This is a genomic window from Actinomycetota bacterium, from assembly GCA_030684515.1.
Lineage (GTDB): Bacteria > Actinomycetota > Actinomycetes > S36-B12 > S36-B12 > UBA11398.
The window spans coordinates 420,692-440,908 of sequence record JAUXVJ010000024.1 but is presented as its reverse complement, the minus strand read 5'-3'; the positions used below and the strand labels follow the sequence as shown (position 1 = coordinate 440,908).

The window sequence follows — 20,217 nt, the reverse complement described above, 5'->3', positions numbered from 1 at the left end:
AACTCGACTCCCCTTCGAAGATCCGGATCGCGGATCTGGTTGTGTGTCAGGCGTGTGCGTGGAGCGGTTTTCCAGCCAGCGCAAGGTGTGCCTCGCCCATAGCCTCGTTCTGCGTGGGGTGCGCGTGAATCAGCACAGCAACATCTTCTGGATGCGCTTCCCAGTTCACGATCAACTGTGCTTCACCGATCTGCTCTCCCATGCGCGAGCCGACCATGTGAATACCCACGACAGGACCTTCTTTGACCTGTACCAACTTGATGAACCCGGCAGTGCCAAGGATCTGGCTCTTGCCATTGCCGCCGAGGTTGTATTCGTAGGTCGCGATGTTGTCGCCGTGCTCTGCACGTGCTTGGGCCTCAGTCATGCCGACGCTGGCCACTTCGGGCTCGCAGTAGGTGACCTTGGGGATGTTGACGTCAGCGATCACCATCGGATGCAGTCCCGCGATTTCCTCGGCAACGAAGATGCCGTGCTGGAAACCGCGGTGAGCAAGTTGCAGACCAGGTGTGATGTCGCCAACGGCGAACACTCCAGGCAGATTGGTATGCAGGCGCTCATCGACCAGGACCCAACCGCGCTCCATAGCCACGCCCTGCTCCTCAAAGCCCATACCCGAGGCGTTTGGCCCCCGACCCACGGCGACCAGCAACAGGTCAGCGTCGAAGGTCTTGCCATCTTCAAGAGCCACGTGCACGCCTGAATCGTCTTGGGTTGCTGAGGCGAAGCGCACGCCCAAGGAGAAATTGATACCGCGCTTGCGGAAGGCCCGCTCGAGTTGCTTGGACACTGCTTCGTCTTCATTGGGGACCAGGTGAGGCAGGCCTTCAATGATGGTCACTTCAGCACCGAAGGACTTCCAGACACTTGCGAACTCCACGCCAATGACACCGCCGCCGAGCACGATGACGCGCTCAGGGATGTAGTCCAAAGCGAGCGCTTGGTCTGAAGTCAGGATTCGGCCACCGATGTCCAGACCAGGAAGGGAACGGGCATAGGAGCCAGTGGCAAGAATGAGGTGTTCGCCGGTGTACTGCTGTCCATTGACCTCAACAGTCTTGGGACCCACGAGGCGGCCGGTGCCTTCGACGAAGGTGACATTGCGGCTCTTCACAAGGCCCTGCAGGCCCTTGTACAGACGCGCAACGACGCCGTCGCGATAGTCATTGACCTTCTTCATGTCGATGCCATGAAGGGTTGCGTTGACGCCGAACTGCTCGCTCTCGCGTGCTGAATCAGCGACCTCCGCCGCATGCAGCAGTGCCTTGGTTGGGATGCAACCCCGATGCAAACAGGTGCCGCCGAGCTTGTCCTGATCTATCAGGATGACGCTCTTGCCCAGTTCGGATGCACGAAGGGCCGCGGCATAGCCACCACTGCCTCCACCGAGGATGACCAGGTCAGCGTCTGCCACCAAAACTCCCGCCAGCGAACTTTGAGCCGAGCGTGTGCCCGGCCGATGTCTTCTACTGCCTATCCTGCCGCAAGCGTCTTGGCCACCTGAACGAAGGTGCGCACCGTAGAGCCCGTGCCGCCCTTGGGCGTGTAGCCATAGGGGCCCTTGTCGTTGAATGAGGGCCCGGCGATGTCGATATGCACCCAGAGCTGCTCGGCTGGGATGAATTCCTTGAGGAAGATGCCAGCTGAGAGCATGCCTCCGAGCCGGTCGCCGATATTGGCAATATCGGCTGTGGGGGAGTCGATTGAGGCGCGCAGGTACTCCGGCAAGGGCATCGGCCAGGCAGCTTCGCCTGCTTCGCCGGCCGCGGTGCACACCAAGGTCCGCGAGTCATCGTCATTGGCCATCACTCCTGCCGTGCGAGATCCCAGTGCAATGCGCTGGGCGCCGGTCAAGGTGGCGACGTCGATGATGAGATCCGGCTTTTCCAGCACGGCCATGCCCAGCGCATCAGCCAGCACCAGTCGACCCTCAGCGTCGGTGTTCAGTACTTCTACTGTCGTGCCATCGAACATGGTGATCACATCGCCAGGACGCTGCGCATTGCCACCGGGCATGTTCTCAGCAGTTGGCACCCAGCCGGTGACATTGATAATGATCCCGAGCTTGGCGATGGCCTGCATTGCGCCAATAACGGCGGCCGCCCCGCCCATGTCGCCTTTCATCTCATCCATGCCCGCCGCCGGCTTGATGGAGATGCCGCCGGTGTCGAAGGTGATGCCCTTGCCAACGATGGCCAAGCTGGCCTTGGCCCCGGCAGGGGCGTACACCATCTTCACCAGACGGGGTGGATTCACTGAACCCTGGCCGACGGCCAAAATACCGCCGCAACCATCGCGCTTGAGCGCCTTCTCGTCCCAGATGGTGACCTTGACTGGTAGGCCGGCAACTGCGTTCTTCGCTGCAGCCGCCAAGTCAACGGGTGTCAGCGCATTGGGGGGAGTGTTGACCAGATCACGGCTCAAGTTGACCGAGGTGGCAAGAACAGCGGCATCGGCGAGCGCTGCTCTACCCTCGCTGATCGCTTCCTTTGGGACCAGCAGGACGATGTTCGATGCTGAGGTTCTTGGCTTGGCCTTGCCCTTGAAGTCGGTGAAGGAGTAACTGCCCAGTTGCGCGGCCAGCGCAGTTGCCAGCACATGTTCCGCGTCGGGCGAAGCAACGATGGCGATCTTCTTGCTGCCTGAAAGTGACCGCACTGCGGCACCGACTGCAGTGCGCAGGGTTTCCAGATCGCCGGTCTTGGCAAAGTCGCCCAGCCCAAGCACCGCGATCTTCTTCGCCGCAAATCCAGATGGCGCTGGGAGAACGGTCAGTTCTCCCGATTTGCTTGAGGCGCCGACAGCATTCGCGGATTCCATGATGCGATTGGCTTGAGCAGCGGTCAAGCCGTGAGCTGCCAGCGCGATCGCCTTGCCTTTGGCGGGCACAATCGCAATGACCAGGGCATCGCAGGCAGTTGAACTCGGGGCGGTGGCGGCAAGAGTCAAAGTCATGACGGAACCCTAGCCCGATCACGCGATGTCAAGCAGTGCGTTCTGAAGTTCGCCGAACAGGTACCTTCGTGCCGTGAACTCAGGATTGCGCGAGACTCCGCTCCATAGTCGACACCTGCAGTTGGGCGCCAAGACCGCCGACTTCGGCGGCTGGGATATGCCTATCGAATACGCCGGAGTGCTGGTTGAGCATGATGCTGTGCGCTCAGCAGTCGGCATCTTCGATGTGTCGCACATGGGCAAAGTCCGCATCCATGGCGAAGGCGCATTGGCCTTTCTCAATTCAATTCTGACCAATGACTTGGATCGCATCGGCGATGGCAGCGCCCAGTACACGATGCTGTGCAATGAATATGGCGGCGTGGTCGATGACCTCATCGTGTATCGCTGGGCAGATAACGAGATCTTCATGGTTCCCAATGCGTCCAATGCGAGTGTGATCGTCCAATTGCTAGTGGAGAGCGCACCAGCAGGCGTCACGATTGAGAATCATCACGACACTCACGGCATCATCGCCGTTCAAGGCCCCAACAGCCGCGCGCTGATTGAAGCGATCGGGCTGCCGGCTGAGTTGGACTACATGGCAATGATCAATGCGAGCCATCGCGGTGAACCGGTCATCGTCTGCCGCAGTGGATACACCGGTGAACTCGGATTTGAGCTTGTCGTGCCCAACATCATTCTGGGATCGGTTTGGGATGTGCTGCTTGAACGGGGGCAGGCGCTCGGCGCGGTTCCTGCCGGCCTAGGTGCGCGCGATACCTTGCGTTTGGAGATGGGCTATCCACTGCACGGACAGGACATCGCCCAGGACATCTCGCCAGTTGAAGCAGGTCTCGCGTGGGCAGTGGGCTGGGACAAGCCCGAGTTCGCCGGCCGCGATGCGCTCGTCAAACAACGAGCAGAAGGGCCCCGCCGCAAATTGCGTGGGCTGAAGTCAGTCGAACGGGGAATCCCGCGCGCTCATATGCACGTGCACGGGCTGGCCGATGTTGAACTGACCGCACCGGTGATCGGTGACATCACCAGCGGAACCTATTCGCCGAGTTTGAAATGTGGCATTGCGCTGGCGCTGCTTGATGCCGATGTCGAGCCTGGGTACGACGTGCTGGTCAATGTGCGTGGAAAGCCGATTCGATTCCACGTCACCAAGCCTCCGTTTGTTGAGCCGTCAACGCGATAGATGAGGCCAGTTCTAGAAACTCGAGTACTGCAGCAGTAGCGCCAAAGTGATCAGTGCCGTGCTCGTTGCGCACTCGATGACTGCACCAAGGACATCACCCGTGACTCCGCCAAGTCGTCTCTTGGTGATCATGAGCACGAGTTGGCCTGCGAGCAGTGCAAGCAGAGTTGCCAATACTCCAGCTGCTCCGAGCAGTACGTATCCGCCAATAGCTATCACGACTGCCCAAAGGATGGGCACAGCCAGCGGAACGCTGCCAGCGACGCTGGCCCCAAGGCCATCAGCTCGTGCCGCCGGCCATAGCTGAGTGCACGCCCACGTCAGCGCGATGCGCCCAAGCACCGCCGCGAGCACCAGGGCCGGTAGGCCATCACCCGCATAGAGGCACGCCGCCAGTGCGAAGGTCTGCAGCAGCAGATTCAGCACCAGGGCGATGACGCCGAATGGTCCGATGTCGGACTTGCGCGCGATCTCAAGAGCCTGCTGTGCTGGCTTGGCACTGCCGAGCGCATCGGCAGTGTCGGCAAGCCCGTCGAGGTGCAGCGCCCGCGTTGCGAAGGCGAGCAGCGCGATCGAAATGGCGGCAAGAACAAGTGTGGTGAATTGCCGCGCCTCGATGAGCAAGGGCAGTCCGCAGACAAGTGCCAGTGCTGCGCCAATCAGGGGCGCAAGGCTCATCGCCCAGGTTGTGGTGCTGCGTGTCAGGGTCCTTGGTGCAGGCACGGGCAGTCGAGTCAGCGTGCCGATGGCCAATCGAAGCGCGTCAGGCATCCTGCTCGCTGACCCCGGCCTCATCGAAGGTCGCCATCTCGGCAAGCAAGCAAATCGCGGCTTGCACGACTGGCAAGGCCAGCAAAGCGCCGGTGCCTTCACCGAGACGCAATGCGTAGTCGATCACCGGTTCAAGGCCCAGATGATCCAGGGCTGCGGTATGCGCTGGCTCAGAGGAGCGATGTCCGGCTAACCACCAGTGTTTTGCTCGAAAGTCGATTCGATCAGCGACGAGCGCGCATGCACCCGAGATCGTGCCGTCAAGGATGACGGGGGTTTTGCGAATCGCCGCCTGCACGAGGAATCCTGTCATCGCCGCGAAATCGGCCCCGCCCACTGCGGCCAGCAGTGCAATGGGATTGCCGAGCTCCGGTCGACCGCGATGCATGGCATCCCGCACGGCCGCGCACTTGCGCATCCAGGTCTGATCGTCAATGCCAGTGCCCACGCCCGTGACTTTGGAGGCATCGAGATTGGCCAACAGGCCAGTCAGAGTGGACGCGGGAGTGGTGTTGCCGATTCCCATGTCACCAGGGATCAGCAGGTCTGCGCCGCTGTCAATTTCCTCATCAGCAATACGTCGACCCAGATCGAAGGCAGCCTGTGCCTCGACGAGAGTGAGCGCATCCTCACGATCGATGGATCCGCTACTGCGACGGATGCGATTGCTGGCGACCTCAGGCGCGATCGCCTCGAGATAGCCAGGCTCGGCATCGACGCTCACGTCAACAACGCGGACGCGGGCATCTGCCTGGCGAGCCAGGACGTTGACTGCTGCGCCGCCCGCGACGAAGTTGCGCACCATCTGAGCAGTTACTTCTGAGGGATATGCCGAAGTGCGCGCGGTGGTGGCGATTCCGTGATCACCGGCGAAGATCACGACGGTGGCCTGCTGGAATCTGCTCGGCGGGCACTTCCCCTGCACGGCACTGGCCCACCCGCTCAGCTCTTCCAATCGTCCAAGGGCTCCAGCTGGCTTGGTGAGTCGAAGTTGGCGAGCCATCGCTGCCGTGCGCATCTGCTCATCGGGCAAGGAGACTCCAGGCAAATCATTCATGACTGTCCTTTGTCAGCAGTGAGGCAATGGATGCAAGTGGCAGCGATCTTCCGGCGACCAGGAACTGCACCTGCGAGCTCACCTCAGCAAGCTTGGCATTGGTGATGCCCATGAGGTCGCGAAACAAGCGTCCGGCGTACGTCGGCGGCACCACTCCCTGCCCGACTTCGTTGCTGACGATGATCAAATCGTGAGCGCAGTTGCGCACGGCCTCGACCAACTCCTCGATGGTGTCGTGCACTCCAGCCAGCAATTGCTGATTGTCCGCCGGATCACTGTCCCAAGCACCTGCGGCATCGAGTACGTGGGTGAGCCACAGGCTGATGCAGTCGATGAGCAAGGTTCCGTGATCGTGCGCTCGGATAGCACCTGTGACGTCAGCGGATTCCACGGTCTTCCACGAGGCTGGACGTCGAGCTTGATGGGCAGCCACGCGTTCCGCCCATTCAGCGTCCTCGGGTCGGCTGCCGCCTGTTGCGAGGTAGGTAACCGCATCCCGCGTCATTGCAAGCGACTCTGCAAATGTTGATTTGCCTGAGCGTGCACCGCCGATGACGAGTATGCAGTTCCGGTTGACTCGCCGAGTGTTGATGATCGATCCGTCGTCGACTGCTCGCGCGCCAAAGGCGGCGAGTTCTTGCGTGAGTTCAGCAAGGGGTGGGTTGTGATGACTCAGGTGGAAGGCGATGACATCTGTGTTGTCGGTAATGGCGCCGGCTGTGCGTAGATCATCAAGGGTGCGCGGAAGTGTCGACAGATCAAGGTGTCCGGTGCCATGGGTGCTGTGTCGACCAAAGGTTTCCTCTATGAGCACGAGATTGAAATCACGGTCACGGACAGCCGCTACCGTGCGCTGGCTCAACGGTCCTGTGTCGGTGGCATAGAGCAGTCGGTCGCCATCTGCGGCCGTGAGGTCATACAGCACGGCTTCGTCGGCGAACACATCTCCGCTGCCATGACCATGCGATGCAGCGAGCACGCGCACAATGACTGTGCCGCTGGCGGTTCGAGCGGTGAACTCGTCGTCTGCTTCCACTACATGGAAGACAACGGGAGCCTGCGGATCCATCCAGTGCTCGAAACGCGAGATGGCATGTGGCGGCCCGTAGATATGCAGAGTCTTCAGATCCTTGATCCAGGAACGCCACAACAGGAACTCTGGCGCCAGATGATCGGGATGGCCATGGGTGAAAAGAATGTGGTGGACCTTGTTGAGGGACAGTCCCAAGCGGCTGGCGGAATTGGCCAAGGTGGGACCCCAGTCGATCAGAAGTTCATCATCAATGAGTGCGCAGCTCGCAGCACGCGCCTTGCCTGTGGCGCGCTGACTCGCGCATGAATCGCAATCGCAGAATGGATTCGGCCACCCGTCAGCTGATCCGGTGCCGAGCAGTTGCACTCTCACGTGGATGCCGTTTCGAATGTCGGCACTGCGCCGAAGTTCGCCCTGCGCGCCGCTCGTCGAAGAGCCGTCAAGATCGTGGTGCCGGCCAGCATGATGAGGACAACGGTGAGAACTGCGCGCGGAATGTCATAGCCAAGGCTGGTGACGATGGTGAAGTGGATCCAGGCTGCCAGGTTCTGACTCAACGGCGCACCTGCCTCAAATGCGATAGCGGCCGGCAAACCGGCTGTGAACGGCCAGAACCACAGGTTGAGCAACAGCCCGTAGGCGAATGACGCGACAGCTCCATAGCCCGCCAGCATCACCAGCTCCCTCTTGCCGCTGGCGCGCGGCAGCAGTCCGGCGCCCAGGCCGACCCAGGCGGCTGCAAGCATCTGGAACGGCAGCCACGGGCCGACTCCGCCAGTCATCAAGGCCGATGCAAACAATGAGACGGCGCCCAGACTGAAACCAAATCCTGGGCCCAAGGCCCGACCGCCCAAGACGAGGATGACCCAGATCGGCTCCAAGCCCGCAGTACCACCTCCAAGGGGGCGCATGGCCGCCACCACCGCCGCGAGGACTCCGAGCAATGCCACGGCCTTGGCATCCATTCCGCCATCGGTGAACTGTGCGAGTACGACTGCCAGCAGCAATGGGACGACGAGCGCGAATAGCCAAGGCGCGTCATTAGCGTGCGCCACAGCCTGTGAATCCTGAGCCGCGAAGAGCGGCCAGGTGAAGGCGATGATGCCGACCATCGAGGTGGCAAGGATTGCCAGCAGCGATCGTTTGCCGATGCGTACTGCCGGTGTCATCCGACCGCTCCACCGCTGATGGGTGCGTGGGTGCGCAGGATCAACGGGCCAATAGTCGCGACGACGTCAGAGACAGTGAGCCACGGGTGCGGTGCGAGAACCTTGGCTACTTGTGGCGCAAACATGGGCGATGACACAACAACGTCCGATGTCGTGCCATCGGCAACGATCTCGCCATCGGCGATGACCACCACGCGAGTAGCGACTTCGGCAGCCAGCTCAACATCGTGAGTGGCGAGCATGATCGCGTGGCCGGCACCGGCCAGATCGCGAAGGACGGTGGCCAGCCGGATCTTGGTTGGGTAGTCCAGTCCGCGTGTTGGCTCATCGAGCAGCAAGAGGGGCGGACGTGCGGCAAGCACCACGGCAAGAGCCAACAGCAGTCGTTGACCTTCAGACAGATCACGCGGATGCGTGCTGTCAAGAATCTCGGGAGCAAGTAGCGCGAGCAATGCTCGTGCTGTGCCCGGGTCAACTTGTGCGTCGCGATCTGCCGCCTTGCATTCATCGGCAACGGTGGTGGCTTCAAGCAGATCACCGGGAACCTGGGGCACGAGCCCGACGGATTTCAGCAGTTCAGATCCCTTGAGCGTGCTGGCGTTCTTGCCGTTGGTGGTGATGCTTCCAGAAGTGCCTGTGCGCAGTCCGACCATGGCATTGAGCAATGTCGACTTGCCGGCACCATTTCTGCCCATCAATGCAACGACCTCGCCACGGTGTACGGAGAGCGAAAGATTGCGAAGAGCTGTATGGCTGCCGTAGCGAACGGTGAGGTCCTTGGCCTCAACGAGCGTGTCATCGACGTTGTGGCTCGCAACGGCTCTCAGCGGCGGGACCTGACCAACGAGCAGCGCTCGCAGTGGACCAGCAGCTCGACGTGCATCGCGCACCGACAGCGGAAGAGGCATCCAGCCGGCGATCCTGCCAAGTTCGACTACTGGCGGGGCGATAGGTGCCTCCCGCATGACCTCCTGTGGTGTCCCGATCACTATCGCCTGAGCATCGCCTGGCACAACGATGATGCGATCGGCGTATTGCACAACTCGCTCGAGTCGGTGCTCGGCCATCACCACGGTCATGCCCAGGTCATGCACAAGTCTCTGGAGTGCCGCGAGAATCTCTTCCGCCGCTCCAGGATCAAGTGCTGAAGTGGGTTCATCGAGCACCAGCACCTTGGGGTGGGCTGCAAGCACTGCGCCGATGGCCACCCGTTGTTGCTGTCCGGCGGACAAGGTGAGCAATGGTCGATTGCGCAGTTCTGCAAGTCCAAGCAGGTCAAGGGTTTCTTCAACGCGACGTCTCATGATGTCTGCGCGCAGCCCAAGGCATTCCATACCGAAGGCAAGTTCCTCCTCGACGGTGTCAGCCACGAAACCACTGGCGGGATCCTGAGGCACCACCCCCACGAGGTCGGCGAGTTCACGAGGTGGGTGCGTGCTGGTGCTTCGTCCGTCGATGCGCACCTCGCCCGTCAATGTGCCACCTGTGAAGTGGGGGACGAGGCCATTGATGGCTTGCAGCAAAGTGCTCTTGCCACTGCCGGTTCGACCCACTACCAGCACGAGCTCACCTTCAAGCAGTTCCAGGTTGACGTCTTCCAACACCGGTCGGGATGCTCCGGGGTAGGTGATGGTGACGTGATCGAAATGGATCATGCGGCGGCCTCGACAAGCTCCTGGTGATGCGCGCGGCCGGCATAAAGCTGCGGAATTTCTGGTGCGGTGATCGCGGGAGTGAGGGCGATCAGCAATCCGACGATCGCTGCTAGTGGCAGCGCAGGCCAGCTGGGTGGATCGACTTCGGTGACGAAGCCGGCCGGGAACCACCACGCGGAACTGATGAAGCAGGCGGCAACTGCGATTCCTGCGCCCGCCACAGCCCATTCGGGGGCCCACCAAGGATCGGGTCGATAGCGCGAACGCACGGCATTGCGCGCTGACCAGCTGATCGCCAACAGGCTGGATCCAAGCCCTGCAAGGAGCATCGGCGCGCTGAGGAACCACGGCGTGCCGGCCGAGACCAGACCGTAGGTGCCGATGCAGGCTGCGACGAGCCCGAAGGTCAGCAGACTCGCGTTCACTCGCCTCTGATGCGGGCTCATGTCGCTACGGCGCCCATAGCCGCGCGAATCCATTGCGGCGGCGAGGGTGACTGATCGTTCGAGCGCACCTTCAAGCACTGGCATTGCGGCGCCGGCAATGGCCTTGGGTCCGCGCGTTGCGCGACCGCGAAGATGCCGAGCAGATTGCACGCGTGTGACATCGGCAATCAGTTGCGGAGTGAATGTCAGCGCAACAACCACGCTCACGCCGACTTCGTACAGGGCTGACGGGACTGACTTCAGCAGACGACTTGGAGAAGCCAGAGAGTTTGCTGCACCGACACACATGATGATCGTGGCCAGTCGCAAGCCGTCGTAGAACGCCAGCAACATGCTTTCCAAAGTGACCGGGCCGCCGAGCCGTACCCCGGCCATCCAATCGGGCAGATCAATGCCAGGGAGCTCGAACAGCGTGGTCGTGCCAATGGCAGCTCCGAAGACCAGTTGCACGATCAGCCGCACGACGATGATGGCAATGCCGAGTTTTGCGAAGAACATGAAGGACCGCGCCCACGGCGCGTCCGGCTTTCGAGCGCTGACGACAGTTCCTGCGACAGCGATGATCAGCACGAGAAGCAGTGGGTTGAGTGTTCGGCTGGCAGCAGTGGCGAGCCCCAGCGCCCAGACCCACCAGGCGCCCGGATGCAACCAGCGTGCTGATCCGCGCGCGCCAAGTTGCAGGGCTGCCTTCATCTACGTCTCCTCAGCCGCCAGGCCAGGGCTCCCAAGAATGCGAGTGCACCTATGCCAATGATGACGGGCAAGGCATTTGATTGCTCAGGAGAGTCCGCTGGAGCCGCAGGACCGGGGCTCATCGCATCGGCGCTCGGCGCTGCCGTGACGCGAGTCTCGTCCACCACATCTGCGCAGCCAGTGGTCGGATATCTGTCGATTGCGCAGATCAATCCGCCTTCAACGCGAACCAGACCCACGCTGCGCAGGACGTCGTAGCCATTGGCCTCTGGTGGCATGACCGTGCAGTAGGTCCGCAGCGGTCCAGGGGAGTTTCCCGAGGGTGCATGTTGGGCAAGCCCGGCATCAATGACCAGCGCCACGCGCTTCTTGTCATCACGTGGAGCAGTGGTGGCGCAGATCTCTTCAAAAGCGCCTGCGGAATCAATGTTGGGGGCGTTGGTCTGGTCACCACTGGTGGTCGACACCGCGAAGCGCCAACCCTCCACCGAGCCGTCGGCAGGTGCAGTGCCGGCTGGACCTGCCTGAGCAAACTGCCAGACGCCGTCGGTGACATGCCAGTAGGTCCAGTACCGATAGGCCGCGGCCTGGGCACTGCTTGCCAACGCGGTCGAAAGCAACACGCCGACGAGCACAGAGGCCAGTGCCGCTCCGGCTCGTAGGCGGGTGTGCGTCATATGGATCGGGATTACTTGGTGATGGAGTTCAGAAGGTTGGCGACCAGATTGGTCTTCTCACTTCCGAAGGATCGTGGGTTGGTGCCGGTGGCTTCAGCAACCTGAATCAAAGCGGCCGCTGCAGCTACCTTGAACTTCGGCCCGAACAAAGTGAATGCCGTGACGTGCTGCTGCAGTTCGGCAAGGCCGGCAAGAACACCGGCCTGGCCCTTGGCCGATGAGGCAAGAGCAACAACTGCAGTGGCACTTGTGTTGTAGTCAGGCTGAGTCGGATCCATGGTTGAAGGCAAGGCGCCCTTGGTGCTGACCAAGGAGTTCGCCAGGAATGCAGAGACTCGAGCGGCTGAATCCGAGTTGCAGTTGGTGCCCTTGACTGGCGCGTACTTGGCAGGCTTGGCCACTGGCAAACTGCCGACGATGCCGATCAGGCCTTGAGCAGAGGCGAGGTAATCGGCCTTGCCGCCAGGCTGGTACGGCAATCCGAAGGTTCCCGTCCCGGTGCATGGCACCTGAGCCTTCTTCAGATAGGCCTGAGCCTTGTTCATCGACGCAGCATTCACTGGAAGTGTTGCTGCGCCGTGCAGAGCGGTGAGAACCAGGCCAGTGGAGTTCACATCTGACGTTCCACCCAGGGTGTAGCCCCATCCACCATCAGCATTCTGCTTGGCGACAAGTGCGTTGATCGCCTTGTCGGCAGATGCGTTGTCCTGAACTGCGCGAAGCGCAGTCGCAGCCAGCGCGGTCGAGTTGGAGTCAGGGCCGCTGAACTTGGACGGATCCGCGGCCGGGCAAGGCGTGGTGAGCGATGAGCGGTAGGACATGAACGAGCCGTCGGCACACTGCTGAGACTTCAGCCATGCGGTGGCCGCTGCAGGAACCTTCTTCAAGGGCTGCAGGGCGATGATCGACAGTGACTGCCGGTACACGCCGTCATACGTGGGGTCTGCTGCACCGAACAGACCTGCGTTTGGCGTGGCGGCTATCGCTGGGCCGATCAAGCTGGCCGCGGCCAGACTGATTCCAGTGATGCCGATGATGGAGCGCCCAAGACGTGACATGTGTTCTCTTTCGGTGAGCGGGTCGTAAACAGGGGCCCGCAATACCGATGGCATCCATCGACTTGGAGCTCTGTTCCGTTACCTCGACGGATGGAGCCGCTCGTACTTGTCAGGTGCTCCGACTCGCCTCTAGGAGGCACACGGTTGCGGGACAGCGCCGGACTCTCACCGGTCTTCCCCTGAATTTCAGGTACGTGGATGAAGTTGTGCTGCGCATCCTAGGGTGTTGGGATGAAGCATCGTTACCTCGGTCGAAGTGGCTTGAAGATCAGCGAAATCACGCTTGGCAATTGGATTACCCATGGCTCCCAGGTAGATGACAGCACGGCCCACTCCACTGTGCACGCTGCCTTGGACGTTGGCATTTCATCTTTCGATACGGCTGACGTGTATGCAGGCACGCGCGCAGAGACCGTGCTGGGTGAGGCCTTGAAGGGACAGCGGCGCGAGCGGCTTGAAGTCTTCACCAAGGTGTTCTGGCCAACAGGGCGCGGGCCAAATGATCGGGGATTGAGTCGCAAGCACATCACCGAAGCGATCAACGGGTCCCTGCGTCGCTTGAACATGGAGTACGTCGATCTCTACCAGGCGCATCGCTTTGACAACGAGACGCCGCTGGAAGAGACCTTGCGCGCATTCGACGATCTTGTTCGTCAGGGAAAGGTGCTGTACGTCGGAGTTTCTGAATGGTCCGCCGATGAGATTCGCGCGGCCGTGCAGATAGCCGACGACATGGGTTTTGATCGTCTGATCTCCAACCAGCCGCAGTACAACATGCTCTGGCGGGTTATCGAGGCAGAGGTTGTTCCCACGAGTCAGGAGCTTGGCCTCGGGCAGATTGTGTTCTCGCCAATTGCGCAAGGCGTGCTGAGCGGAAAGTACCTGCCGGGCCAACCGCCGCCGGCGCAGTCGCGGGCCACAGATGAAAGCGGCGGTTCGAACATGATCTCGCGCTGGATGCGGGAAGACGTGCTCACTGCTGTGCAAGGGCTCATTCCCATTGCTCGGGATCTGTCCATCACTCCCGCCCAACTTGCCGTTGCCTGGGTGCTGGCCCAACCGAATATCTCTTCCGCCATCGTGGGCGCTTCGCGGCCGGAGCAGGTTGTGGAGAATGCCAAGGCATCCGAAGTTATTCTCACTGCCGAGGTGCTCACCGCTATTGATGCAGTGCTCGGTGATCTCGTCAGCACTGACCCAGCGCTCACGGTTTCGCCCAGCACGCGGCCGTAGAAAGAGAAGGAATCGACATGGACTGGACTTGGCAGACACTGGCTGCAGACGGCTCGGCAGTGGAGTCAGTGCTCGCCAACGACGCCGCATTTCCCACACAGGGCGATGCTGAAAGCTGGATCGGGGAGAACTGGCACGACCTCGTTGACGAGGGGGTAGAAGCTGTGAGCCTGATCAACGGAGCAAGTGTCATCTACGGGCCGATGAGCCTGCTCCCGGCTGGGGACTAGGCGCTAGCGAGGCATTCCGCCGCGCTTGACGCGCGGTGGGGGAAGGCGCAGGCGACGCAACTGCATGACTCGCAGAATCGCGTAGAGCGATAGACCCTTGCGATCCTTGGCTTGCGGGAACTTCTCCTGTGCAAGCCGATTCAGCATGAAGACCATGATGATCGTGTCGATCACGAGCAGCGCGGCAAATGCGAAGAAGACCACTGTGACCCAGAATTGCAGCGGCTGAATCGGAATGAATCCGAGTACCAGGACACCAACGGCGATCACGATGAAGTACTCGGCCATTGTGAAACGCGAATCAACAAAGTCGCGTGCAAAGGCGCGTGCTGGACCCTGATCACGTGCGGGCATGAAGCGCTCTTCGCCGGCCATCATGCCGCGGCGTGAGCGCTCTCGTTCAGCTCGAGCTCGCTCTTTGGCAGCTTTCCTGCCTTCTTTGGCGTTGGCCTTGGCCGGGATTTTCGCGCGTTGCTTGCGTGCGGCCTCGGCTTCACGTCGGCTCGGCGTGGCCTTGCCCTTGCCGGTGGCGGTGGCGGATTGATCAACGACTGGTGTCGAGGGCTCGCTCGACTTTGATGGCCTTCCAAACATGATGCTTCAGCGTAGCCGCTCAGTCAGCTCGACGTGTTGGCCCGGGCAGGGCGAGCATCCGGTCCAGCGCAACTCGGGCCCAGTGAGCGGTGTCCGGGTCAACAGTGATCTGGTTCACCAGATTGCCGTCGGCCAGTGACTCAAGAGCCCACACCAGATGGGGCAGATCGATGCGATTCATCGTGGCGCAGAAGCACACGGCCTGATCAAGGAAGACGATCTGCTTGTCCGGATGATCCTGCGCAAGCCTCTTGACAAGGTTGAGCTCGGTACCAATTGCCCACGCCGTGCCAGGTTCTGCATTGGCGATGGTCGAGATGATGACCTCGGTTGAACCGACTGCATCGGCCGCCGCCACAACTTCATGCGTGCATTCAGGGTGCACGATGACTTGAACGCCGGGCACTTGATCGCGTACTTCCTGAATGGACTTCACGGTGAATCGCGCGTGCACGGAGCAGTGTCCACGCCACAGGATCATCTTGGCGTCGCGAAGTTGTTCGACAGTGAGTCCGCCACTGGGCAGTCGCGGGTTGTAGATGACACAATCGTCAAGGCTGAATCCGAGATCGAGCACTGCGGTATTTCTTCCGAGATGCTGATCGGGGAGGAAGAGCACTTTCTCCCCTTGCCCGAATGCCCACTCCAGACTGGCCTTGGCATTGCTGGAGGTGCAGACCGAACCGCCATGGCGGCCAGTGAAGGCCTTGATTGCCGCAGTGGAGTTCATGTAGGTGATGGGGACGGTGACATCGGCGACCCCGGCCTCCTGCAAAGCGCGCCAGCACTCTTCAACCTGTGAGATCTCGGCCATATCGGCCATCGAGCACCCAGCAGCCATGTCGGGCAGCACCACCTGTTGGCTGTCCGAAGTCAGGATATCGGCGCTTTCAGCCATGAAGTGCACGCCACAGAACACGATGTACTCGGCCTCCGGGTGCGCGGCGGCCTGTTGTGCCAGTTTGAATGAGTCGCCCGTGACATCGGCAAACTCGATGACCTCATTGCGCTGGTAGTGATGCCCAAGGATGAACACGCGATCGCCCAAGCGCGCCTTGGCGGCGGCAGCTCGAGCGACCAGATCTGGATCTGAAGCAGGAGGCAGCGAACCAGGGCATTCGACTCCCTTTTCACTATCCGGATCGGCATTGCGGCCAAGCAAGAGCAGGGCTAAAGGAGTGGGCTTGGGCTCAAGCGCCAGGTCAGTCATCTGTCTATTGTCCACATTCATCCGTCAATTCGGGAATGGGACGTGAAGAATTGGCGTTAAGACTGTCGTAGACTCTTCAGGCAACCACCTACGGAAGGACCGCAATGTCAGCTGACGTCACAATTGAGACGGTGCCCACGATTGACGGCATTGTGCTCACCAGCACTGCAGCCTCCAAGGTCAAGGCCCTTCTTGAAGCAGAAGGTCGCGATGATCTTGCCCTGCGCGTCGCGGTCCAGCCCGGTGGCTGCTCAGGACTTCGTTACCAGCTGTTCTTCGATGATCGCAATCTCGACGGCGACGTGACCAAGGACTTCGCTGGAGTTGGCGTGGTGACTGATCGCATGAGCGCTCCCTACCTCAATGGCGCGACGATCGACTTCGTTGACACCATCGAGAAGCAGGGCTTCACGATCGACAACCCCAATGCTTCGGGTTCCTGCGCGTGTGGAGACTCGTTCAACTAAATCTCCTCGGCGCAATCGACTAGTTTTCGCAGATGCGGCCACGAGCACGAGCTGCCACCCTCGGGTGCACTTCGATGATCTTGGCCGCATCTGTCATGTTCGCCCTGCCCGCCAATGCAGTTCCGCCGAAGGCACGTGTGCTTGCCACTGCAGACATACCTGCCTCCTTCGGCCAGGCGCAGGGCTTTGAGTTCAGCAAGAAGCCGAAGGATTTCACCAAGACGATCACCTTGTGCACCGACAGCAAGGGCGATCCGCTGGCCTCCATCGCGGCCTCCACTCCGCAGTACTTCGCGCAGAGCCAGATGAAGCCCAAGCAGAAGAACGTATTCACCACTGTCTTCGAGCGGGTCTACGTGTATCCAAGTGCCCAAGAAGCGACTGCGGCGTACGCGCAACTCGCACAAGAGGTCACCAAATGCGCAGGCACTGTGGCAGGCCCGGCAGATGAAGACCCATCAGTTGTGGACACCTACGCCAATGGCAGCAGCCCCGGCGGGCAGTATCAGAACTTCTGGGTTCAAGACAGCACCACCTTCACCAGCAGAGATCCGCTGCTCGCCGGCAAGACTGTGACCTTCACGGTCTACTCGCAGGCTGGTGACGCCGTTATACAAACCGAGGTCTACGTCGATGGTCGTGCCCGCGTCACTGCTGCGCAGAAGAACGATCTTCAACAGTTGTCCATGACCCTCAGTTCCAAATGGGCGCCCCAGTAAGGTCACGTCCCGTGCCAATCTTTGTAACCGGATCCATCGCGACCGACCATCTGATGACCTTTCCCGGAAAGTTCACGGACTCTCTGGTCGCTGAGAATCTGCACAATGTGTCCCTGTCCTTCCTTGTCGATGATCTGGAGATCCGTCGGGGCGGCGTTGCACCGAACATTGCGTTCGGCATGGGTTGTCTGGGTTTGAAGCCTGTGCTCGTGGGTGCGGCCGGCGCCGATTTCGCCGACTATGAGTCGTGGTTGCAGCGTCACGGAGTCGATACCGTCGGCGTGCACATCTCCGAGACTCGTCACACCGCGCGATTCATCTGTACTACTGATGAAGAACAGAATCAGATCGCTTCCTTCTACGCCGGGGCAATGTCCGAAGCCCGCAACATCGAGCTCAAGCCAGTTGTGGACACGGCCGGAGAGCCAGATGTTGTGATGGTCAGCGCGAACGACCCCGAAGCGATGCTGCGTCACACTCAGGAATGTCGTCAGCGCGGTTATCCATTCGCGGCGGATCCCAGTCAGCAACTTGCCCGGATGGATGGCCCAGCGATCAAGCCGCTGATCGAGGGCGCCAAGTATTTGTTCACCAACGAGTACGAAGGCTCGCTGATCGAGCAGAAGACCGGCTGGACTTCACGGGACATCGCTTCGATGGTGGAGACCCGCATCACCACTCTTGGCAAGAACGGCTCGCGCATTGAGCGACGGGGCCAGGAGCCAGTGCTCGTTGACATCGCCCAAGAGGACAGCCGCACCGATCCGACGGGTGTTGGCGATGCCTTCCGCTCTGGCTTCCTGACCGGTATGGCGTGGGGACTCACTGACGAGCGCGCCGCCCAGATTGGTTCATTGCTTGCGGCCTACGTCATCGAGTCCGTCGGCACCCAGGAATACGTGCTCTCCCGGGCAGCGTTCCTGAACCGCCTGGCTCGAAATTTCGGTGACGAGGCCGCCGCCGACATCGCCCCGCATGTGGTCTGTCCTCAGCCCTAACTGTGCCGATCGATCCGGGGCCATCCGCATGGCGATTTCCTGATCCAGTGTTGGCCCAAGCCGATCAGGAAGTCATCGCGATCGGCGCCGATCTGCAACCAGCAACTTTGCTGGCCGCATATCGTCGAGGAGTCTTTCCGATGCACCTTGCCAGCGGTGAACTTGCCTGGTGGTCACCGAATCCGCGCGGGATCCTGGCCTTTGAAAATCTGCGGGTCAGTCGATCATTGCGAAAATCCATGGCGCATTTCGACGTGACCTTTGATACGGCCTTCGAGGATGTGATGCGAGCGTGTGATGAGGATCGCGAGGACTCCTGGATCACGGAGGACTTCATTCACGCCTATACCCAACTGCACTCGATGGGGTGGGCCCACTCAGTTGAAGTCTGGCGAGAAGGCTCGCTGGTAGGTGGTCTGTATGGAATCGAAGTAGGTGGCTTGTTCGCTGGAGAATCGATGTTTCATCGGCAACGCGACGCGTCCAAGGTTGCGATGGTTGCACTTGTCAGGCGGCTGCAGATGAGTGGAGGCGATCGATTGCTCGACGTGCAGTGGCGCACAGATCATCTGGCCAGTATGGGTGTGACGGAGATCAGTCGCGAGGAGTACTTGACTCGGCTGCGTGCGGCTGGGCGTCAGTCCTCTTGCCTGGAAGTGCTGAATTGAACGATGTAGCCGGTGCCCGCTCCACCGTCTGGGGGAGGGACGGTGCCTTGGTACTCGGCGCCCTTGAGCCGACACCACGCCGGGATGTCGTATTGGGCGGCCGGATCGTCTGCAAGAACCCCGACGACTTCCTGTTCACTGAATCCGTCCTGCAACCACATTGTCTGGGCGCGAGCAAGAGAGATCACCGGGATTGGGCAGCGCCGCCCGCGCTCATCGATCCACAGGCTCACCTTCACAGCCCAGCCCCCTGACGTAGCTCCGCAACGACCTCTGCAAGGGCATCGACAAAGGAGTCGACCGTTTCCGCACTGCAGTCAAAGGGCAGGGAGATGCGCAGATTTCCGCCGGTGAATCCGCCGATCGCCGCGAGCACATGACTGGCGCGGTCGCTGTCGGCAACGCAAGCCGAGCCGCTGGCCACGGCAAAGCCTCGGCGATCAAGTTCCAGGACCAGAGCCTCGCCACTGAGGTACAGGATCGAGCAATTCAAGATATGCGGGAGTCGCTGGACCTGGTCGCCGGCGAAGGTCACGTCTGAGATGGCGCGCTCAATGGACGTCCGCAGGCGCTCGATGAGTGCGAATTGACTCGCTGCCTGAGCCTTTGCCACTGGCAGTGTCAGCTCAAGGGCGGTTGCGGCAGCAACGACGGCCGGCACGTCGGCTCGGCCCCCGATCCAGCCGCCGCTGCTGGGCAAAGGAGATGTCCACCGCGCTTGCGGCTGCACCGCCATGATCACCAGACCCGCTGGGCCACCCAAGTCCGTAACCGAGAGCAGGAGAATTGACCAGTCACGGCCAAGATCTATCCGGCCAAGGCTGTGGCTGGCATCCACGATCAAGCGGTAGCCATGAGCTGCCGCGCGACTGAGATCCTGCCGGGTGCCGATCTCACCATTGGCGGCCTGAACCGCGACGAGCACCGATGGGGCGGGGCCAAGATCGGCGAGACCGGCTTGGACAAGAAATCCATGCCTGTCGACAGGAAGGATTGCCAGGTCTGGATCGTGGTCGGTGAGTCCATCGACCAATGCGAGGTTTTCGATGGCTGTCGCAGCACATCTCTGCGTGCCCATACATCCCGCCGCCGCCCAATGCGAGGCCATGCGCATATTCGGGGCAAAGAAGATCTGCTCAGCGCTGATCGTGGCGCCGGTGGCATCGGCAACTGCGGTGGCGATGCTGGCTCTGGCCGTGCTCAGAAACAAGGCCGACTGGCGACCTAGGTGGTGCAGGCGCAGCGGATCAGCCCACGCCAACTCGCTGGCTCGTGCGTAGGCCTGGGCCACAGCAGCAGCCATGGGCAGGCCGCCCACGGCATCCAGGAACCCGGTCGGAGCCAAGGGCAGACTGGACATGGTCAGCACGCTACTTGGCCTGGCAGAATCTGTAGAAATTG

The 20,217-nt window shown here is 61.0% G+C and carries 21 protein-coding genes and 1 riboswitch; of the genes, 7 read left to right on the top strand and 14 right to left on the bottom strand.

Annotated features, from left to right (window positions below; all coding sequences use genetic code 11):
* Positions 1 to 46 precede the first annotated feature (46 nt).
* Both lpdA and Q8M73_10985 read right to left on the bottom strand, forming a co-directional pair.
* A complete protein-coding gene (lpdA, locus tag Q8M73_10990; protein ID MDP2289075.1) occupies positions 47 to 1,414 on the bottom strand; it encodes a dihydrolipoyl dehydrogenase in 1,368 nt (455 codons plus the stop codon).
* A gap of 59 nt (positions 1,415 to 1,473) precedes the next feature.
* Entirely contained in the window at positions 1,474 to 2,955 is a 1,482-nt protein-coding gene (locus tag Q8M73_10985) for a leucyl aminopeptidase (GenBank protein ID MDP2289074.1), read from the bottom strand.
* A 73-nt stretch (positions 2,956 to 3,028) separates the two neighbouring features.
* Between Q8M73_10985 and gcvT the strand changes: the two genes are divergently transcribed.
* Positions 3,029 to 4,138, top strand: coding sequence for a glycine cleavage system aminomethyltransferase GcvT (gcvT, locus tag Q8M73_10980; GenBank protein ID MDP2289073.1), 1,110 nt, complete (start codon positions 3,029 to 3,031; stop codon positions 4,136 to 4,138).
* 12 nt (positions 4,139 to 4,150) lie between these two features.
* On the opposite strand, the gene Q8M73_10975 is transcribed toward gcvT, so the two are convergent.
* The 8 genes from Q8M73_10975 to Q8M73_10940 are packed head-to-tail and all read right to left on the bottom strand — an operon-like array spanning position 4,151 to position 12,697.
* Positions 4,151 to 4,909: an adenosylcobinamide-GDP ribazoletransferase gene (locus tag Q8M73_10975; protein MDP2289072.1), complete on the bottom strand. Its 759-nt coding sequence runs from the start codon at positions 4,907 to 4,909 to the stop codon at positions 4,151 to 4,153.
* Positions 4,902 to 5,966 (bottom strand): nicotinate-nucleotide--dimethylbenzimidazole phosphoribosyltransferase, encoded by a 1,065-nt coding sequence (gene cobT, locus Q8M73_10970; protein MDP2289071.1) that lies wholly within the window; start codon positions 5,964 to 5,966, stop codon positions 4,902 to 4,904. The genes Q8M73_10975 and cobT overlap by 8 nt, the downstream gene beginning before the upstream one ends.
* The gene (locus Q8M73_10965) at positions 5,959 to 7,371 is read right to left on the bottom strand and encodes a bifunctional adenosylcobinamide kinase/adenosylcobinamide-phosphate guanylyltransferase (GenBank protein MDP2289070.1); all 1,413 of its coding nucleotides are present in this window, start codon (positions 7,369 to 7,371) and stop codon (positions 5,959 to 5,961) included. Before Q8M73_10965 ends, cobT begins: the two co-directional genes overlap by 8 nt.
* On the bottom strand, positions 7,368 to 8,168 hold the full coding sequence (locus Q8M73_10960) for an ECF transporter S component (protein ID MDP2289069.1): 801 nt from the start codon (positions 8,166 to 8,168) through the stop codon (positions 7,368 to 7,370). The genes Q8M73_10965 and Q8M73_10960 overlap by 4 nt, the downstream gene beginning before the upstream one ends.
* Positions 8,165 to 9,823: an ATP-binding cassette domain-containing protein gene (locus Q8M73_10955; GenBank protein ID MDP2289068.1), complete on the bottom strand. Its 1,659-nt coding sequence runs from the start codon at positions 9,821 to 9,823 to the stop codon at positions 8,165 to 8,167. Before Q8M73_10955 ends, Q8M73_10960 begins: the two co-directional genes overlap by 4 nt.
* Positions 9,820 to 10,962 (bottom strand): energy-coupling factor transporter transmembrane component T, encoded by a 1,143-nt coding sequence (locus Q8M73_10950; protein ID MDP2289067.1) that lies wholly within the window; start codon positions 10,960 to 10,962, stop codon positions 9,820 to 9,822. Before Q8M73_10950 ends, Q8M73_10955 begins: the two co-directional genes overlap by 4 nt.
* Positions 10,959 to 11,639: an SCO2322 family protein gene (locus Q8M73_10945; protein MDP2289066.1), complete on the bottom strand. Its 681-nt coding sequence runs from the start codon at positions 11,637 to 11,639 to the stop codon at positions 10,959 to 10,961. Before Q8M73_10945 ends, Q8M73_10950 begins: the two co-directional genes overlap by 4 nt.
* An 11-nt stretch (positions 11,640 to 11,650) precedes the next feature.
* Complete coding sequence (locus tag Q8M73_10940; GenBank protein ID MDP2289065.1) at positions 11,651 to 12,697, bottom strand: prenyltransferase/squalene oxidase repeat-containing protein; 1,047 nt, start codon at positions 12,695 to 12,697, stop codon at positions 11,651 to 11,653.
* 63 nt (positions 12,698 to 12,760) lie between these two features.
* Positions 12,761 to 12,902, bottom strand: a riboswitch (adenosylcobalamin (AdoCbl) riboswitch).
* Positions 12,903 to 12,928: 26 nt separating this feature from the next.
* Here Q8M73_10940 and Q8M73_10935 point away from each other — a divergent pair.
* On the top strand, positions 12,929 to 13,930 hold the full coding sequence (locus Q8M73_10935) for an aldo/keto reductase family protein (GenBank protein ID MDP2289064.1): 1,002 nt from the start codon (positions 12,929 to 12,931) through the stop codon (positions 13,928 to 13,930).
* A gap of 17 nt (positions 13,931 to 13,947) precedes the next feature.
* A complete protein-coding gene (locus Q8M73_10930) occupies positions 13,948 to 14,160 on the top strand; it encodes a hypothetical protein (protein ID MDP2289063.1) in 213 nt (70 codons plus the stop codon).
* Positions 14,161 to 14,163: 3 nt separating this feature from the next.
* On the opposite strand, the gene Q8M73_10925 is transcribed toward Q8M73_10930, so the two are convergent.
* Complete coding sequence (locus Q8M73_10925) at positions 14,164 to 14,754, bottom strand: DUF3043 domain-containing protein (protein MDP2289062.1); 591 nt, start codon at positions 14,752 to 14,754, stop codon at positions 14,164 to 14,166.
* A 19-nt stretch (positions 14,755 to 14,773) separates the two neighbouring features.
* Positions 14,774 to 15,964, bottom strand: coding sequence for a quinolinate synthase NadA (gene nadA, locus Q8M73_10920; protein MDP2289061.1), 1,191 nt, complete (start codon positions 15,962 to 15,964; stop codon positions 14,774 to 14,776).
* Between the two features lie 104 nt (positions 15,965 to 16,068).
* On the opposite strand from nadA, the gene Q8M73_10915 reads away from it, so the two are divergent.
* The 4 genes from Q8M73_10915 to aat are packed head-to-tail and all read left to right on the top strand — an operon-like array spanning position 16,069 to position 18,816.
* Positions 16,069 to 16,431, top strand: coding sequence for an iron-sulfur cluster assembly accessory protein (locus Q8M73_10915; protein ID MDP2289060.1), 363 nt, complete (start codon positions 16,069 to 16,071; stop codon positions 16,429 to 16,431).
* Positions 16,432 to 16,463: 32 nt separating this feature from the next.
* Positions 16,464 to 17,150, top strand: coding sequence for a hypothetical protein (locus tag Q8M73_10910; protein MDP2289059.1), 687 nt, complete (start codon positions 16,464 to 16,466; stop codon positions 17,148 to 17,150).
* A gap of 11 nt (positions 17,151 to 17,161) precedes the next feature.
* Positions 17,162 to 18,148: a carbohydrate kinase family protein gene (locus Q8M73_10905; GenBank protein MDP2289058.1), complete on the top strand. Its 987-nt coding sequence runs from the start codon at positions 17,162 to 17,164 to the stop codon at positions 18,146 to 18,148.
* 47 nt (positions 18,149 to 18,195) lie between these two features.
* Positions 18,196 to 18,816: a leucyl/phenylalanyl-tRNA--protein transferase gene (gene aat / locus Q8M73_10900; protein ID MDP2289057.1), complete on the top strand. Its 621-nt coding sequence runs from the start codon at positions 18,196 to 18,198 to the stop codon at positions 18,814 to 18,816.
* On the opposite strand, the gene Q8M73_10895 is transcribed toward aat, so the two are convergent.
* Positions 18,786 to 19,049 carry a sulfurtransferase TusA family protein gene (locus tag Q8M73_10895; GenBank protein ID MDP2289056.1) on the bottom strand — a complete coding sequence of 88 codons (264 nt, stop codon included), beginning with the start codon at positions 19,047 to 19,049 and terminating at the stop codon, positions 18,786 to 18,788. The genes aat and Q8M73_10895 overlap by 31 nt on opposite strands.
* Before the next feature lie 2 nt (positions 19,050 to 19,051).
* Positions 19,052 to 20,176, bottom strand: a complete 1,125-nt coding sequence (locus tag Q8M73_10890) for an aminotransferase class V-fold PLP-dependent enzyme (protein MDP2289055.1) — start codon at positions 20,174 to 20,176, stop codon at positions 19,052 to 19,054.
* Positions 20,177 to 20,217 lie beyond the last annotated feature (41 nt).

What these genes read in the sequence shown, in the direction of transcription:
- Q8M73_10915 (MDP2289060.1), top strand. Translation starts at nt 16,069, where the DNA reads ATGTCAGCTGACGTCACAATTGAGACGGTGCCCACGATTGACGGCATT.
- Q8M73_10910 (MDP2289059.1), top strand. Translation starts at nt 16,464, where the DNA reads ATGCGGCCACGAGCACGAGCTGCCACCCTCGGGTGCACTTCGATGATC.
- Q8M73_10975 (MDP2289072.1), bottom strand. Translation starts at nt 4,909, where the DNA reads ATGCCTGACGCGCTTCGATTGGCCATCGGCACGCTGACTCGACTGCCC.
- Q8M73_10930 (MDP2289063.1), top strand. Translation starts at nt 13,948, where the DNA reads ATGGACTGGACTTGGCAGACACTGGCTGCAGACGGCTCGGCAGTGGAG.
- cobT (MDP2289071.1), bottom strand. Translation starts at nt 5,966, where the DNA reads ATGAATGATTTGCCTGGAGTCTCCTTGCCCGATGAGCAGATGCGCACG.
- Q8M73_10960 (MDP2289069.1), bottom strand. Translation starts at nt 8,168, where the DNA reads ATGACACCGGCAGTACGCATCGGCAAACGATCGCTGCTGGCAATCCTT.
- Q8M73_10955 (MDP2289068.1), bottom strand. Translation starts at nt 9,823, where the DNA reads ATGATCCATTTCGATCACGTCACCATCACCTACCCCGGAGCATCCCGA.
- Q8M73_10940 (MDP2289065.1), bottom strand. Translation starts at nt 12,697, where the DNA reads ATGTCACGTCTTGGGCGCTCCATCATCGGCATCACTGGAATCAGTCTG.
- Q8M73_10985 (MDP2289074.1), bottom strand. Translation starts at nt 2,955, where the DNA reads ATGACTTTGACTCTTGCCGCCACCGCCCCGAGTTCAACTGCCTGCGAT.
- Q8M73_10890 (MDP2289055.1), bottom strand. Translation starts at nt 20,176, where the DNA reads ATGTCCAGTCTGCCCTTGGCTCCGACCGGGTTCCTGGATGCCGTGGGC.
- Q8M73_10950 (MDP2289067.1), bottom strand. Translation starts at nt 10,962, where the DNA reads ATGAAGGCAGCCCTGCAACTTGGCGCGCGCGGATCAGCACGCTGGTTG.
- Q8M73_10945 (MDP2289066.1), bottom strand. Translation starts at nt 11,639, where the DNA reads ATGACGCACACCCGCCTACGAGCCGGAGCGGCACTGGCCTCTGTGCTC.
- Q8M73_10935 (MDP2289064.1), top strand. Translation starts at nt 12,929, where the DNA reads ATGAAGCATCGTTACCTCGGTCGAAGTGGCTTGAAGATCAGCGAAATC.
- nadA (MDP2289061.1), bottom strand. Translation starts at nt 15,964, where the DNA reads ATGACTGACCTGGCGCTTGAGCCCAAGCCCACTCCTTTAGCCCTGCTC.
- Q8M73_10925 (MDP2289062.1), bottom strand. Translation starts at nt 14,754, where the DNA reads ATGTTTGGAAGGCCATCAAAGTCGAGCGAGCCCTCGACACCAGTCGTT.